This window comes from Microvirga sp. HS2, from assembly GCF_055792805.1.
This window is the reverse complement of the sequence record NZ_JBVVAJ010000002.1, coordinates 292,433-306,307: the sequence shown is the minus strand read 5'-3', so window position 1 is coordinate 306,307 and position 13,875 is coordinate 292,433. Positions and strand designations below refer to the sequence as shown.

11 protein-coding genes are annotated in these 13,875 nt (G+C 62.9%); 7 read left to right on the top strand and 4 right to left on the bottom strand.

Annotated features, from left to right (window positions below):
* On the top strand, positions 1 to 486 hold a 486-nt coding region (locus ACS5Q0_RS03830), incomplete at its 5' end, for a phosphate acyltransferase (RefSeq protein ID WP_473125270.1).
* 51 nt (positions 487 to 537) lie between these two features.
* Here ACS5Q0_RS03830 and ACS5Q0_RS03825 read toward each other — a convergent pair.
* From ACS5Q0_RS03825 to ACS5Q0_RS03810, 4 genes are all read right to left on the bottom strand, one after another.
* A complete protein-coding gene (locus ACS5Q0_RS03825; RefSeq protein ID WP_473125269.1) occupies positions 538 to 1,425 on the bottom strand; it encodes a LysR substrate-binding domain-containing protein in 888 nt (295 codons plus the stop codon).
* A 157-nt stretch (positions 1,426 to 1,582) separates the two neighbouring features.
* Positions 1,583 to 2,821 (bottom strand): peptidase T, encoded by a 1,239-nt coding sequence (gene pepT, locus ACS5Q0_RS03820; protein WP_473125268.1) that lies wholly within the window; start codon positions 2,819 to 2,821, stop codon positions 1,583 to 1,585.
* A gap of 110 nt (positions 2,822 to 2,931) precedes the next feature.
* Entirely contained in the window at positions 2,932 to 5,208 is a 2,277-nt protein-coding gene (locus ACS5Q0_RS03815; protein WP_473125267.1) for a CDC48 family AAA ATPase, read from the bottom strand.
* Positions 5,209 to 5,523: 315 nt separating this feature from the next.
* Positions 5,524 to 6,315: an SDR family NAD(P)-dependent oxidoreductase gene (locus ACS5Q0_RS03810; RefSeq protein ID WP_473125266.1), complete on the bottom strand. Its 792-nt coding sequence runs from the start codon at positions 6,313 to 6,315 to the stop codon at positions 5,524 to 5,526.
* Between the two features lie 596 nt (positions 6,316 to 6,911).
* On the opposite strand from ACS5Q0_RS03810, the gene ACS5Q0_RS03805 reads away from it, so the two are divergent.
* The 6 genes from ACS5Q0_RS03805 (at position 6,912) to ACS5Q0_RS03780 (ending at position 13,819) form a co-directional block, all read left to right on the top strand.
* A complete protein-coding gene (locus ACS5Q0_RS03805) occupies positions 6,912 to 7,739 on the top strand; it encodes a transporter substrate-binding domain-containing protein (RefSeq protein ID WP_473125265.1) in 828 nt (275 codons plus the stop codon).
* A gap of 51 nt (positions 7,740 to 7,790) precedes the next feature.
* Positions 7,791 to 9,077 (top strand): NAD(P)/FAD-dependent oxidoreductase, encoded by a 1,287-nt coding sequence (locus ACS5Q0_RS03800; RefSeq protein WP_473125264.1) that lies wholly within the window; start codon positions 7,791 to 7,793, stop codon positions 9,075 to 9,077.
* Between the two features lie 147 nt (positions 9,078 to 9,224).
* A complete protein-coding gene (locus tag ACS5Q0_RS03795; RefSeq protein ID WP_473125263.1) occupies positions 9,225 to 10,199 on the top strand; it encodes an amino acid ABC transporter permease in 975 nt (324 codons plus the stop codon).
* Between the two features lie 91 nt (positions 10,200 to 10,290).
* The gene (locus ACS5Q0_RS03790; protein ID WP_473125278.1) at positions 10,291 to 11,034 is read left to right on the top strand and encodes an amino acid ABC transporter ATP-binding protein; all 744 of its coding nucleotides are present in this window, start codon (positions 10,291 to 10,293) and stop codon (positions 11,032 to 11,034) included.
* Between the two features lie 44 nt (positions 11,035 to 11,078).
* Positions 11,079 to 12,686, top strand: a complete 1,608-nt coding sequence (locus tag ACS5Q0_RS03785) for a phytoene desaturase family protein (RefSeq protein WP_473125262.1) — start codon at positions 11,079 to 11,081, stop codon at positions 12,684 to 12,686.
* A 71-nt stretch (positions 12,687 to 12,757) separates the two neighbouring features.
* Positions 12,758 to 13,819: a patatin-like phospholipase family protein gene (locus tag ACS5Q0_RS03780; protein ID WP_473125261.1), complete on the top strand. Its 1,062-nt coding sequence runs from the start codon at positions 12,758 to 12,760 to the stop codon at positions 13,817 to 13,819.
* Positions 13,820 to 13,875 lie beyond the last annotated feature (56 nt).

Below are 13,875 nucleotides of genomic sequence, written 5' to 3'. Positions count from 1 at the left end.
ATCGCGCAGGCCTCGGCGGGCTCGTACGAGGCGCTGACGGGGGAGCGGGCGAAGGTGGCGCTGCTGTCGTTCTCGACCCAGGGCAGCGCACGGCACGAGCGGGTGAGCAAGGTGGTGGAGGCGCTGCGGCTGGTCAAGGCGGCGGATCCGGGGCTGCTGATCGACGGCGAGCTGCAGTTCGATGCGGCGTTCGTGGCGGCGGTCAATGCGGTCAAGGCGCCGGGCTCGGTGACGCAGGGCGCGGCCAACGTGCTGGTGTTTCCCTCGCTCGAGGCGGCCAATATCGGCTACAAGATCGCGCAGCGGATCGGCGGCGCGACCGCGATCGGGCCCATTCTGCAGGGGCTGGCCAAGCCCGCCAACGATCTCTCCCGCGGCTGCAGCCCCGACGACGTCTTCCACATGATCGCCATCACAACTATCCAGGCTCGACAGCAGCAGGTCAGGAGCGAATCTTCCGAGTGCAGTCCGGGCGAAACGGCATGAGGCGACGACACGCCCTTCAGGAGAGGAAGGACACGATCGGAATGCGAACCTTCATCGGATGCCGCCGTCGAGCAATGCGTTGAAGGCGGCGGTGGCCGGGCTCGGCTGGCGGTCGGGAATGAACAGCCGGGTCAATGAACGGCGGATGGTCAGGCCCTGCACCGGGAGAATGTTCAATCGGCCGAGCGCTAGGTGGTCGGCCGCGACGGCAGCCGAGACGATGCCGACGCCGAGACCCGCCGCGACCACTCTCGTAATCGCCTCGTTGCTGCTGACTTCCAGGATCCGTCGCGGAGTCCATCCGGTTGCAAGAAGTGCCTCCCATGCCACGTCACGCGTGCCGGAGCCCCGTTCACGCATGACGATGGTTTCTTCCGCAAGATCGCTTATTCGCACGCGCTGCTTCCGGCCGGCAAGAGGGTGCTCGATCGCTGCGATGAGCACCAGTTCGTCCTCACGCCATGGCTTGGCGATGAGGTCAGTGGAGTCAACGGGTCCTTCGACGAGCGCCACATCCAGGTCACGCTGAAGCAGCAGGTCTGCGATCGTCGACGTATTGGCGCTGGTCAGCCGAAGCTCGACGGCCGGATGCATGCGATAGAAGGCGCCCAGCAGAGGTGGAAGGAAGTGGGTCGCGATTGTCGTCGAAGCTCCGATGCGCAGCGTTCCCTGCTGCAGCCCGCGCAGCGCATCGAGACTCTCAAGGGCCGATTGCTCGGCGGCGAACAAATCCCGCGCATGCTTGACCAGGAGGCGCCCGGCCTCCGTCAGATGAACCCCCTTCGGCCCTCGGTCCAACAGGGAGACGCCGAGCTGGGTCTCAAACTCGCGAACCGCCTTCGACACGGCGGGCTGGCTGATATGCAGCGCTTCGGCTGCACGGGAAAAGCTTCGATGCCGTGCAACGGCGCTGAAGATTCTGAGCGAATGAAGGTTCATGAATAACCGGTGGTTATGCGGAATCCCCGCATGACCACAACTTAGTTATGCATATGGGCGAGTCAACGGGCTTGCAGACCATCACCATGCGGCCGCGAGGCTTCGCCTACGGCCGCCGGTGCGTGGACATATGGGGGGGCGGGAGAGATCGATCCGTTTATTGGGCGCGCTCTTCCCAGAGCCTTGCAAGTTCGACGATGGTCGTCACGGCCTTGTCCATGTCCTGGCTGCTGACGAATTCCAGCGGGGAGTGGAAGGCGTGCCCGCCTGCGAAGATATTGGCGCAGGGCAGTCCCATGAAAGAGAGTCTCGAGCCATCCGTGCCGCCACGAATGCTGCCGCGGATCGGCGTCATTCCAGCTCGCCTGATGGCCTCGACAGCATACTCGACGATTTCCGGATGCCGGTCGAGCACGACCTTCATGTTGCGGTACTGCTCCTTCACGGTGAACGTGTAGCGGGAGCCTGGATATTTCACCATCACCTCTTTGGTGATCTCTTCCAGCAGCGCCTCCTTGCTCTTGAGACCCTCTTCCGTGAAGTCGCGGATGATGAAGTTCAGGCGGGCCTTTTCCAAGACGCCGGACACAGCTGTCGGATGGATGAAGCCGTCACGGTCCTTGGTCGTCTCGGGGGCCATGTTTTTGGGAAGGCGGTCGAGGATCGCGCCGGCGATCCTGATCGCGTTTTCCATCTTGCCATAAGCGAAGCCCGGATGGATCGCGACGCCTGTGATGGCGATCTCCACCGCATCGGCGGAGAAGGTTTCGTCCTCGATTGTGCCGGCCGTTTCGCCGTCCATCGTGTAGCCGAAATCGGCGCCCAGCTTCCGGAAATCCACCTTGTCGACCCCGCGCCCGATCTCCTCGTCCGTGGTGAAGAGGATGCGGATCGTGCCGTGCTTGATGTCGGGGTTGTTGATCAGGTGCTCGGCCGCCGCCACGATCTCGGCAATGCCCGCCTTGTCGTCGGCGCCGAGGAGGGTGGTGCCGTCCGAGGTGACGATGTCGTTGCCGATCAGGTCCTTCAGAACGGGATGGTCGGCGACGCGAATGACCTGATCGGGGTGGCCCGGAAGCCGGATGTCGCCCCCCTGATAATTCCTGACGATCTGCGGCTTGACGTTGGTGCCGCTGAAATCCGGCGCCGTATCCATATGTGCGCAGAAGCAGATGACGGGCACATTGGCCTTGGGCGTATTCGCCGGAATGGTCGCATAGACATAGCCGTGCTCGTCGAGATGGGCATCGGACACGCCGATTTCGAGAAGTTCCTCGACGAGCAGGCGGCCGAGATTCTTCTGCTTTTCCGTCGACGGCTGGGACGAGGACGACGCATCGGATTGAGTGTCGATGACGACGTAACGGAGAAAGCGGTCGGTAACGCTCGTAGCCATGGGGCGCGATCCAGTTTGCGAAACGAGAAGCGACCTTGTAGCGGGCCGGCGCTACCTCGTAAATGGCGGGCCGGAGGGCACGGTCCTCCGGCCTGGACGATTACCTTACGTCATTCGGCCGCCCGCGCCAGGGGCAGAAAGCCGATCGACTGCCGCTGCGGCCCCTCCTGCTTCAACGTGCGCAGCATATCCTCGTATTCGCGCTCCATCTCGGGCGTGACGGACGGGCGCGTATCCCGCAGGGCCTGCTCGAAATGGGCCATGGTGACTGTCTGGGCCTGCAGGGATTCCCGTAAGGCGAACAGGCCGGCTCTCCGGGTGAGGTCTTCGAGATCGGCTCCCGTGAAGCGGGTTGTGCGTTCCGCCACGACATCGAGATCCACGTTCGGGTCCAGGGGCATGGCCTTGGTATGAATTCCGAGGATATGCCGGCGTCCCTGTGCGTCGGGAACCGGAACGTAAATCAGTTCGTCGAAGCGCCCCGGGCGCAGAAGGGCGGGGTCGATCAGGTTGGGCCTGTTGGTCGCCGCCATCACGACGACGCCCTGCAGCTCCTCGAGCCCATCCATCTCGGCGAGGATCGTATTGACCACGCGCTCCGTGACGGCGGGCTCTCCAAGCCCGCCGCCGCGCACGGGGGCCAGGGAGTCGATCTCGTCGATGAAGATGACGGTCGGCGCGACCTGACGGGCGCGGGCGAACAGGCGGGACACCTGCTGCTCCGACTCGCCATACCATTTCGAGAGAAGATCCGAGGACTTCGTCGCCACGAAATTCGCCTGGGCTTCTCGCGCAACCGCCTTGGCGAGCAGGGTCTTGCCGGTGCCGGGCGGGCCGAACAGCAGGAAACCCTTGGCAGGCCGGATCCCGAGCCGGCGGAACGATTCCGGGCTCTTGAGCGGAAGCTCGACGCCTTCGCGCAGGCGCGTTCTGGCTTCGTCGACGCCTCCGATGTCGTCCCAGGTGACATTGGGGACCTGGATCATGATCTCGCGCAAGGCGGAGGGCTGGATCCGCTTGAGGGCATTCTGAAAGTCCTGTCGCGTAACGCGCAGATTCTCCAGCACCTCGGACGGGATGCCTTCCTTGAGGTTGATATCCGGCAGGATCCGGCGCAGCGAATCCATCGCGGCCTCGCGGGCGAGGGCTGAAAGATCCGCGCCGACGAAGCCATAAGTGGTCCGGGCGATCTCATCCAGGTTCACGTCCTCGGCAAGCGGCATGCCGCGCGTGTGAATCGCGAGAACCTCCCGCCGTCCGGACTCGTCAGGAACGCCGATCACGATCTCCCGATCGAAACGTCCGGGTCTGCGAAGCGCCTCGTCGATCGCTTCGCGGCGGTTCGTCGCGCCGATCACGACGATGTTCTGGCGAGGCTCGAGCCCGTCCATGAGCGTGAGCAGCTGGGCCACGATGCGCCGCTCGACCTCTCCGGTCACCTCCTCGCGCTTGGGAGCAATGCTGTCGATCTCGTCGATGAAGATGATCGCCGGCGCGTTCTGCTGGGCCTCCTGGAAAACCTGCCTCAGGCGCTGCTCGGACTCGCCGTAATGGCGGCCCATGATTTCCGGGCCGGCGATGTGAAAGAACTGGGCCTCGGTTTCGTTGGCGACGGCGCGCGCGAGGAGCGTCTTGCCGGTGCCAGGAGGGCCGTAGAGCAAAACGCCCTTTGGCGGATCGATGCCGAGCCGTTGAAAGAGCTCGGGATGGCGAAGCGGCAATTCGACCATCTCGCGCACCTGATCGACGGTGTTCCCGAGGCCGCCGATATCGTCATAGGTGACGTCCGCGCGCCGCGCCTCCTTCGGTTCCTCGAATTGCGGACGCAGCTCGATCTCGGTTTCCGCCGTGACCTGAACAATGCCGCGCGGCTGCGTCGAGACGACGACGAGGCGGATTTCCTGAAGACCGTAGGCGGGGATGTTCAACAGGCCGCGCAGTTCCTCGGGAAGTCTCTGATCGGCCGCGTGCGGGGAGTACACCGAGGTCGAGATCACGTCTCCGGCTGCGAGAGGCCGGTAATGGAAGGTGCGCCGCAGGGCATCGCCCGAGCCCTGGAGACGCAGCCCCTTCTGCGCCGGGGCGAGCACGATCCGGGTGGCGGGGCGGGCTTCGGCCGGTTTGATTTCCACGAAGTCTCCGCCGCTGACGCCCGCATTGACACGCTGCAAGCCGTCGAGGCGAACGATGTTCAGGCCTTCGTCTTCCGCATAGGGCGCCACGGCAAGCGCCGCCGTGTGTCGTTTGCCGATGATCTCGATGGCCTGGCCTTCCTGCAATCCCAAAGCCGCCAGAACCTGCCGGCTCATGCGGGCAATGCCGCGACCTGCGTCACCCGGCCTTGCATTGGCAACCTGAAGGCGGACGACCTTTCCATCATCTGACATTGCTGTGTTCCCCTGAGCCAAGTGGCGGTGATGCAGGGTGCCGCCTCTTCGTGACGGAAGTTCGTTTTCAGCGTGAAGAGAACCTGAAAGAAGATGTGACACCGCGAACGAAAACGAAGGTCAAACGCGAGATTGTCGGTTTTGTTGCAGGCCCCGTCCGCCGGTCCTCGACCGGGCAGGACCTGCATCGCTCCGCTAACCTTAGAGCCCCGGAGGAGCCGCTCCTCGGCAAGTGCCCTCGCGATCGGAACTCCTCTGTCAAACTCTCAGGGTTCACGCGGATTAAAGAGCGGACAGCGAGACCGGGCGCTGCCCTTATGTTCCGCCGGAGCCGGGCTCGGCCATTCTCCGATGCTGCTCGGCCAATATTCCTGCGGGAGTCACCGCGGCGATGGCGGTCATGAGCTTGTTCTTCAGCCCCGTCACGACGTCGCCTTCGCCCTTCATCATGGCCTCGAAGCCGGTCTTGGCCACGTCGGCCGGGTCGTCCTTCTTGGATTGGCCCACCTGGGTATCCGTCATGTCGGCGCGTTCGAAGAACTCGGTCTCGGTCGCGCCTGGCATCAGGCAGGTCACCGTGATGTTGGTGTCTTTCAGTTCGTTGCGGAGCGCAAACGAGAAGGAGTCCAGAAAGGCCTTGCTGCCGTTGTAGGCAGCCTGGAAGCTTCCCGGGATGAAGCCGGCGATCGATCCGGTGATCAGGATCCGTCCGGCATTGCGGGACCTCATGTCGCGGCCGACTTTCTGGATCAGATACAAGGTGCCGGTAATGTTCGTGTCGATCACATCCCGGACCTCGTTGAAGTCTTGGTCGAGAAAAGCCTTGCCCAAACCTCGGCCGGCATTCGCCAGAAGCGCGTCGACGGGACGGTTCAGCGCGCCGATGGCGCGGTAGAGCTCGTCCACACCCTCCAGGGTCGCCAGATCGGCCTGCACCGGCTCCACCCTGGCGCCGAGCTTGCGGAAGTCCTCGGCGGCTTCCGCGATCCTCGGCTCATCCGCCGCGACGACGAGGTCGAAGCCGTTCTCGGCGCAGCATTTCGCCAACTCATAGCCGATGCCCGTGGAGGCTCCGGTGACGACGGCAAGGGAGCGATCTTCAGCCATGGGGGGCTCCTGGGGCGACATCAATGCAAGGGATCTCGCGCTGTTCTCCCCAACAGCCGCACGAGACCAAATGTTCCGGCTGGGAGGGAACAACAATTCACTCCCCGGCTACGCTGGCCCTTCGTGATCCGATCCCGGCGCGCCGTTGATCGTGCGAGCTCCCCTACGTCAGTAGACTTGACAGCAAAAGGGATTAATCGTCTGCTGTCAGACAACAATAAGGGTGGAAGTGCCCTAGGGAGGCTTCTATGGCTAAGTTTCTAAACATCCTGAAGAATTTTTCGTATGTCACGTGCTGAGTAGCGTGCGCGGTTCGCTGGGCATCGTGCTGGACGGCCATGACATGAACTCTTCAAGCCTGCCGGTGAGTGCGCATTTCATGCGGATGGCGGCGGCCGTTTGCTGCCGGCATTCGTGCTGCGCTGATTTCCGGGACTGCTCCAGGACCTTGATCGCACCAGTTCGCACGATCGTCCTCGCATGATGCGGCGCAGGCCCTTTTTGACGCCCGGCCAATCGGGCGTGAGCTGCGGCTCCAAGAAATAGGAACAACCTATCGCCTTTCGAACCAATCACCAGAAGAGGGAAGATGAAGAATGCGTAAGCGCTTTCTTGGGACAATGATGGCGCTGGGATTCGTCTCGGCTTTCGGCGCGGCGGCTCAGGCCGGTCCGACGATGGATAGCGTCACGAAGGCCGGCGAGATGAAGGTCGCGACCAACAGCGGGTGGCCTCCTCAGAGCTATCTCGACGACAACAACAAGCTCGTCGGCTTCGACGTTGATGTGGCGAACGAGATCGCCAAGCGCCTGGGCGTGAAGGTGAGCTTCGAGACTCCGGAATGGAACGTCATGACCGGCGGCCGCTGGCATGGCCGGTTCGATGTGGCCATCGGGTCGATTACGCCGACGAAGGCGCGAGCCCAGGTCATCGATTTCGCGGGCATCTACTATTACAGCCCCTACGTCTTCGTGGTGCACAAGGACAGCAAGGCCGCCTCGCGCGACGATCTCAACGGCAAGAAAATCGGCGTCGAGACGGGTACGACCTCCGAGGATTACATCAATCGCCGTCTCGAGATCGACGCTCCCGGCATAGCGCCGATCCAGTACACGCTCACGCCCGGCGAGGTGAAGACTTATGCCGACTCGATGCTGCCCTTCGACGATCTGCGGCTGGGGGACGGCGTGCGCATTCATGCGGTGATCGCGCCCGAGCAGACCGCGCAGAATGCAATCAAGAACAAGTATCCCGTCAAGATCCTTCCGGGCGAATCCGCCTTCAAGGAGCCGCTCGTGGTGGTCACCGACAAGGGTGATCCGGAATGGACCGCCAAGCTCGGCGGCATCATTCAGGCCATGAAGGACGACGGCACCTTGAGCAAGCTGACCACCAAGTGGTACGGCAGCGATTACAGCAAGTAAAAGCGACGCTCTTCCGATCCATTTCCCATCCGCAATACGACACGAACGAACATGTCTTACATCGAAACCTATTATCGTCGAGCGCTCGGACCGGACGCCGTCCAAAGACCGGCTCTCGAAGGAGGCATCAAGGTCGATGTCTGTGTCGTGGGTGGGGGATTGGCAGGCCTGACGACGGCTCTCGAACTGGCCCGCAAGGGCCGCAAGGTCTGCGTTCTGGAAGCGAACCGCATTGCGTGGGGAGCCTCGGGCCGCAACGGCGGGTTCGTGAGCCCGGGTTGGGCCGCTCGCTACAAGAACATTCAGCGCATGGTCGGCGCCGACCATGCAAAAGAGCTTCACCGCCTCTCGATCGAAGGCGCTGAGGCCGTTCTCAAGAACGTTCATACCCTCGCCATTCAGGACGCCGAGCCGACCCACGGCATCATGGGAGCCGTTCGCTACGAGGCGACGGATGGCCTCAAGGCTCATCGCGACTGGCTGGACAAAGAGTTCGGTTACAAGGTCGAGTTCAAGAGTCGGGACGAGGTGCGGCAGATGCTCGTATCTCCGCGCTACTATCAGGCTCTGTTCGACCCCAACGCCTTCCATTTTCACCCTCTGAACTATGCGCGGGCGCTCGCCACGGAAATCGAGCGGCTCGGCGGGGCTGTCTACGAAGGATCCGCCGTCGTCGAGACGGCACTGAACGGTGCAACCAAGGTTGCAAAGACCGCCCGCGGATCCGTCGAAGCTGATCATCTTGTCATCGCGTCGGGCGGTTACACGGGTAGCCTCGTGCCGCAGCTCAAGCGCAGCTATCTGCCGATCGCCACCTATGTGATGCTGACGAAGCCCAATCGTGAGCTGATCGCGAGCGCCATCCGCACCGACGCGGCCATCGGCGACGACCGTCGCGCCGGCGATTATTATCGGGTGGTCGATGGGGGCGAGCGCATTCTCTGGGGCGGCAAGATCACGACCCGCACGACCGAACCGCGTCTGCTCGGCCGCTTGCTCCACGAGACGATGGTCTCCACCTATCCGCAGTTGAAGGACCTGGATGTCGAGATCGTCTGGTCAGGGCTCATGTCCTATGCCCGGCACATGATGCCCCAGATCGGCCGCCTGCAGCCGGGGGTCTGGTATTGCACGGCCTTCGGCGGCCACGGACTCAATACGACCTCGATCGGCGGGCGCGTGATCGCCGAGGCGATCACGGGCGAGAGCGACCGTTACAAGCTGTTTGCTCCGTTCGGCCTCGCCTGGAACGGCTGGATCGCCGGACGCGCGGCCGTCCAGCTGACCTACTGGGCCTATCAGGCGTCTGACTTCCTCCGGGAGCGGAAGTCGACCTAGGACACCGAGCGAAAACATGGGCGCCGGTTTGGGTGGCACGATGCTCGAAAAGCTGGAACCGCAAGCGTCGGACGAGCAGTCGCATCCACATCCGGTGCTGTAGAGCCGATGCAGCAAGCGTCATGAGGTTTGGGAAGGGGAGGTCCGATGCATTACGCCGATAACGTTGATTACCCCAGGCTGCTGTCGCGGCCATCGGTCTATGGTCCGGGTCTTGCCGTCCTGTTCGGCCTTCTTCTTTACACGCAGGCGGGTGCGACCTCGCTTGGCAAGGCGCTGGCGGGGCTCTTCGGTCTTGCGGACGGTTCGCCGTTGGCGGCGAACCTGGTCGTAGCTGTCATCGTGACCGCGATCGTCGCGCTCAATGTCGCCGTGGTGATGCGGCTGAGCCTCAAGCATCAGGTCTACGTGGTCTGGGCCGAGCTCGCCCTTCTCGTTCTGCTGTTCTTCTATTCCTTCGATCTCAGCTTCGAGTTCATCCGTCGGAAGATCGGATTTCTCCTCACGCAGGGCCTTGTGACGACCCTGTATGTCTCGGCCATTTCCATCGTTATCGCCTCCGTCCTGGCGATGATCGGGGCCGTCGCCAAACTGTCTTCCAATGGCATCGCGCTCGGCATCGCGAACTTTTATACCTCTCTCTTTCGCGGCCTTCCTCTGCTGATGCAGATCTACATGATCTATCTGGGCCTGCCGCAGCTCGGATATGTCATTGATGCCGTGCCTGCCGGCATCCTGGCGCTGTCTCTCTGCTACGGCGCCTACATGACCGAGATCTTCCGCGCCGGCATCGAGAGCATTCCCAAAGGCCAATGGGAGGCCTCGCGGGCTTTGGGTCTGAAGCCGAAGGATACGTTGACGCGCATCATTCTTCCCCAGGCCATGCGCATCATCATTCCGCCGACCGGCAACCAGTTCATCTCCATGCTCAAAGACAGCTCGCTGGTGTCGGTGGTCGGCGTGTGGGAGCTGATGTATCTCGCCCGCACCCAGGGTCAGACCGAGTTCCGTCACGTGGAGATGATGATCACGGCCTCGCTGATCTATTGGATCCTGTCGATCGTTCTGGAGCTGATCCAGGCGCGCATCGAGCGCCGCTTCAACAAGGCCCAGACCCGATGACGAGCGGCGTGGTTGAAACCAGTCCCGTGAGAGAGGAGATGCGGTCGTGATCCAGAGGAGAAAGCTCACTCTCGTCGAAACGGCACCCGAGATGGATGGAGCCGTTGCCGCCGTTCAGATCAGAAACCTGTCGAAATGGTACGGCAGCTTTCAGGCGCTTAAAGACGTCGATCTCACCATCGCCCGCGGCGAGAAGCTCGTGATCTGCGGCCCGTCTGGGTCTGGAAAATCGACGCTCATTCGGACCGTCAATGCGCTCGAGAGCTTCCAGGAAGGGCAAATCGTCGTCGACGGCATCGAGCTGACGCGTAAGCCCGAGGCGGTGGAAGCCGTGCGGAAACGGGTCGGTATGGTGTTCCAGCAGTTCAACCTCTTTCCCCACCTCACGGTGCTGGAGAACTGCACCCTGGCCCTGCGTCTGGTGCGCGGCGTTTCACCCAAGGAGGCCCAGGAGAGGGCGTTGTACTATCTGGACAAGGTTCGCATTCCGGATCAGGCTCACAAGTACGCCGCGCAGCTCTCCGGCGGCCAGCAGCAGCGCGTGGCGATCGCGCGGGCTCTGTCCATGCAGCCCGACATCATGCTGTTCGACGAGCCGACCTCGGCTCTCGACCCCGAGATGGTCAAGGAGGTGCTCGACACCATGACGCAGCTGGCGGGCGAGGGCATGACCATGGCGGTCGTCACCCACGAAATGGGTTTCGCGCGCCAGGTCGCGGATCGGGTCGTGTTCATGGATCGCGGGGAAATCGTCGAACAGGGCACGCCGTCCGAGTTCTTCTCCAACCCCAAGGAGCTGCGGGCCCAGATGTTCCTGAGCCAGATCCTTCACTGAGCTGGTCTCAAGGATTAAGATAGTATCATTCGTGGAGTGCGTGCGTGGCCAACGATTGTGATGTCGTCGTCATCGGAGCGGGGCACAACGGGCTCGTCTGTGCCTATTATCTCGCGGCGGCCGGATACAAGGTAAAGGTCTTCGAGCAGCGCCCCGTCGTCGGCGGAGCGGCCGTGACCGAGGAGTTCCATCCCGGATTCCGCAATTCGGTCGCCTCCTACACCGTCAGTCTGCTCAATCCCAAGATCATCCGCGATCTCGATCTGCCCCGCCACGGCCTGAAGGTCGTCGAGCGCCGCCTGTCGAACTTCCTGCCGCTTCCGAACGATCAGTACCTGAAGATCGGGGAGGGCGTGACGCGCTCCGAGATCGCGCGCTTCAGCGCCAAGGATGCGGAGCGCTATGAAGCCTATTCCAATGAAATCGACGCCATTGCAGACGTGCTGCGCGACCTCGTTCTCCAGCAGCCTCCGAACCTGGTCGCCGGTGGCCTGCGGGCGGCGCTGACGGAAGGATGGCGGGCCCTGCTGACAGGCAACCGCCTGCGCAGCCTGTCGATGGCGAACCGGCGGGCCCTGCTCGACCTGTTCGCCAAATCGGCGGGCGATTATCTGGACGGATGGTTCGACACCGATTGCGTGAAGGCGGTCTTCGGCTTCGATGCCATCGTCGGCAACTTCGCGAGCCCGTACACGCCGAACACCGCCTATGTGCTGCTCCACCACGTCTTCGGCGAGGTGAACGGGAAGAAGGGCGCATGGGGGCACGCCATCGGCGGCATGGGGGCGATCACGCAGGCCATGGCGAAGGCCGCGCGCGAGCGTGGCGTCGAGATTGAAACCAATGCGCCTGTGCGGGAAGTGATCGTCGAAAAGGGCAGGGCGGCCGGGATCGTCCTGAAGGACGGACGCACGATCCGCGCACGCGCCGTGGCGGGCAATGTTCATCCGAAGCTGCTGTTCGACAGGCTAGTGCCCGAAGATGCCCTTCCGGCTGACTTCCTGAGCCGCATGCGCCGGTGGAAATCGGGCTCCGGCACGTTCCGGATGAACGTGGCGCTCTCGGCGCTGCCGAGCTTCACGGCGCTGCCCGGGCGCGAGGTCGCGGATCATCACACCGCCGGCATCATCATCGCCCCGTCGCTCGCCTATATGGACCGCGCCTATGACGATGCGAAGCGGCTGGGATGGAGCCGCGAGCCGATCGTCGAAATGCTGATCCCTTCGACGCTCGACGACAGCCTTGCGCCTCCTGGCATGCATGTGGCGAGCCTGTTCTGCCAGCATGTGCAGCCGCAGCTCTCGGACAGGCGCTCCTGGGACGATCACCGCGAGGAGGTGGCCGATCTGATGATCGCCACCGTCGACCGGTATGCCCCCGGCTTCAAGGACAGCGTCATCGGCCGGCAGATCATGAGCCCGCTCGACCTCGAGCGCACCTTCGGCCTGATTGGCGGCGATATCTTCCATGGCGCCCTGACCCTCGACCAGATCTTCAGCGCGCGCCCGATGCTGGGGCATGCGGATTACCGCGCGCCGATCACGGGGCTCTATATGTGCGGCGCCGGGACGCATCCCGGCGGCGGCGTCACGGGTGCGCCGGGTCATAATGCCGCCCGCGCCGTCATGGCCGACATGCGGCGTTTGAGGTGATGAGCTTCCTCTGCACCCCCGTGCCCGACCTGTGCTAAAAACCTGCGTAGGCAGGAGAGCAGGAGGTCGGGATGACGGGGCGTGTGGCGAAGCAATCCGGAAAGCTCCTCGGTCTGGTCGGGCCTAATGCCGAGAAGACCGTTTCGCTCGCCCTGCAAGGGGGCGGAGCGCACGGGGCCTTCACCTGGGGTGTCCTGGATTACCTGCTGGAGGATGGTCGATTGGCCATCGAGGCCATTACGGGCGCAAGCGCCGGGGCCATGAATGCGGTCGTCCTCGTGGAGGGCTGGCTGGAGGGCGGCCGTGACGGCGCTCGGAAGCAACTGCGGCAGTTCTGGAAGCGTGTCAGCCTCGATGGCGTGCTTTCGCCCATTCAGCGCTCCCTGTTCGATCACTTCCTGAGCTATTGGAGCGGCGCTCGGGCTTCCACGGAACTCTGGACGGGAGCATGGGCCAATGTCACGAGCCCCTATGACCTGAACCCGCTGGACATCAATCCGTTGCGGGATGCGCTCGACGCGTTGATCAATTTCGAGCGCGTCAGGGAGTGCAGAGAGACGAAGCTCTTCATCTCGGCGACCAATGTCTGGACCGGAAAGATCCATGTCTTCTCGGCCCCCGAATTGACGGTCGACCATGTCCTGGCCTCCGCGTGCCTGCCGACGGTCTTCAAGGCGGTGGAGATCGATGGAGAGCCTTATTGGGATGGTGGCTATACGGGAAATCCCGCGCTCTTTCCGATCTTCTACGAAGCGGAATCCGACGACATCGTGCTGGTTCAGATCAATCCCGTCGAGCGCCGGACCACACCGCGCACGGCACAGGAAATTCAGAGCAGGTTGACCGAGATCACCTTCAACGCGAACCTCCTCTATGAACTGCGCGCCATCGGCTTCGTCAGGCGGTTGATCGACGAGGGAAAGCTCTCGACGGACGATTACAAGCGGGTGCTGATGCACCGCATTCATGGGGGCGCCGCGCTCGATGCCTATGCTGCGTCATCGCGCCTCAATGCGCGATGGGACTTCTTCAAAACGCTGAAGGATCTGGGCCGATCCTCCGCCCGCCATTGGCTGGCGGAGAACTTCGAGGCACTTGGGCGAGAGAGCACGCTTGATCTGAAGAACGCCTAGTCTTAGCTCTGGTACGTCACATCGGATCGCGAGACCTGGCGAAGGGCCTTACCCCT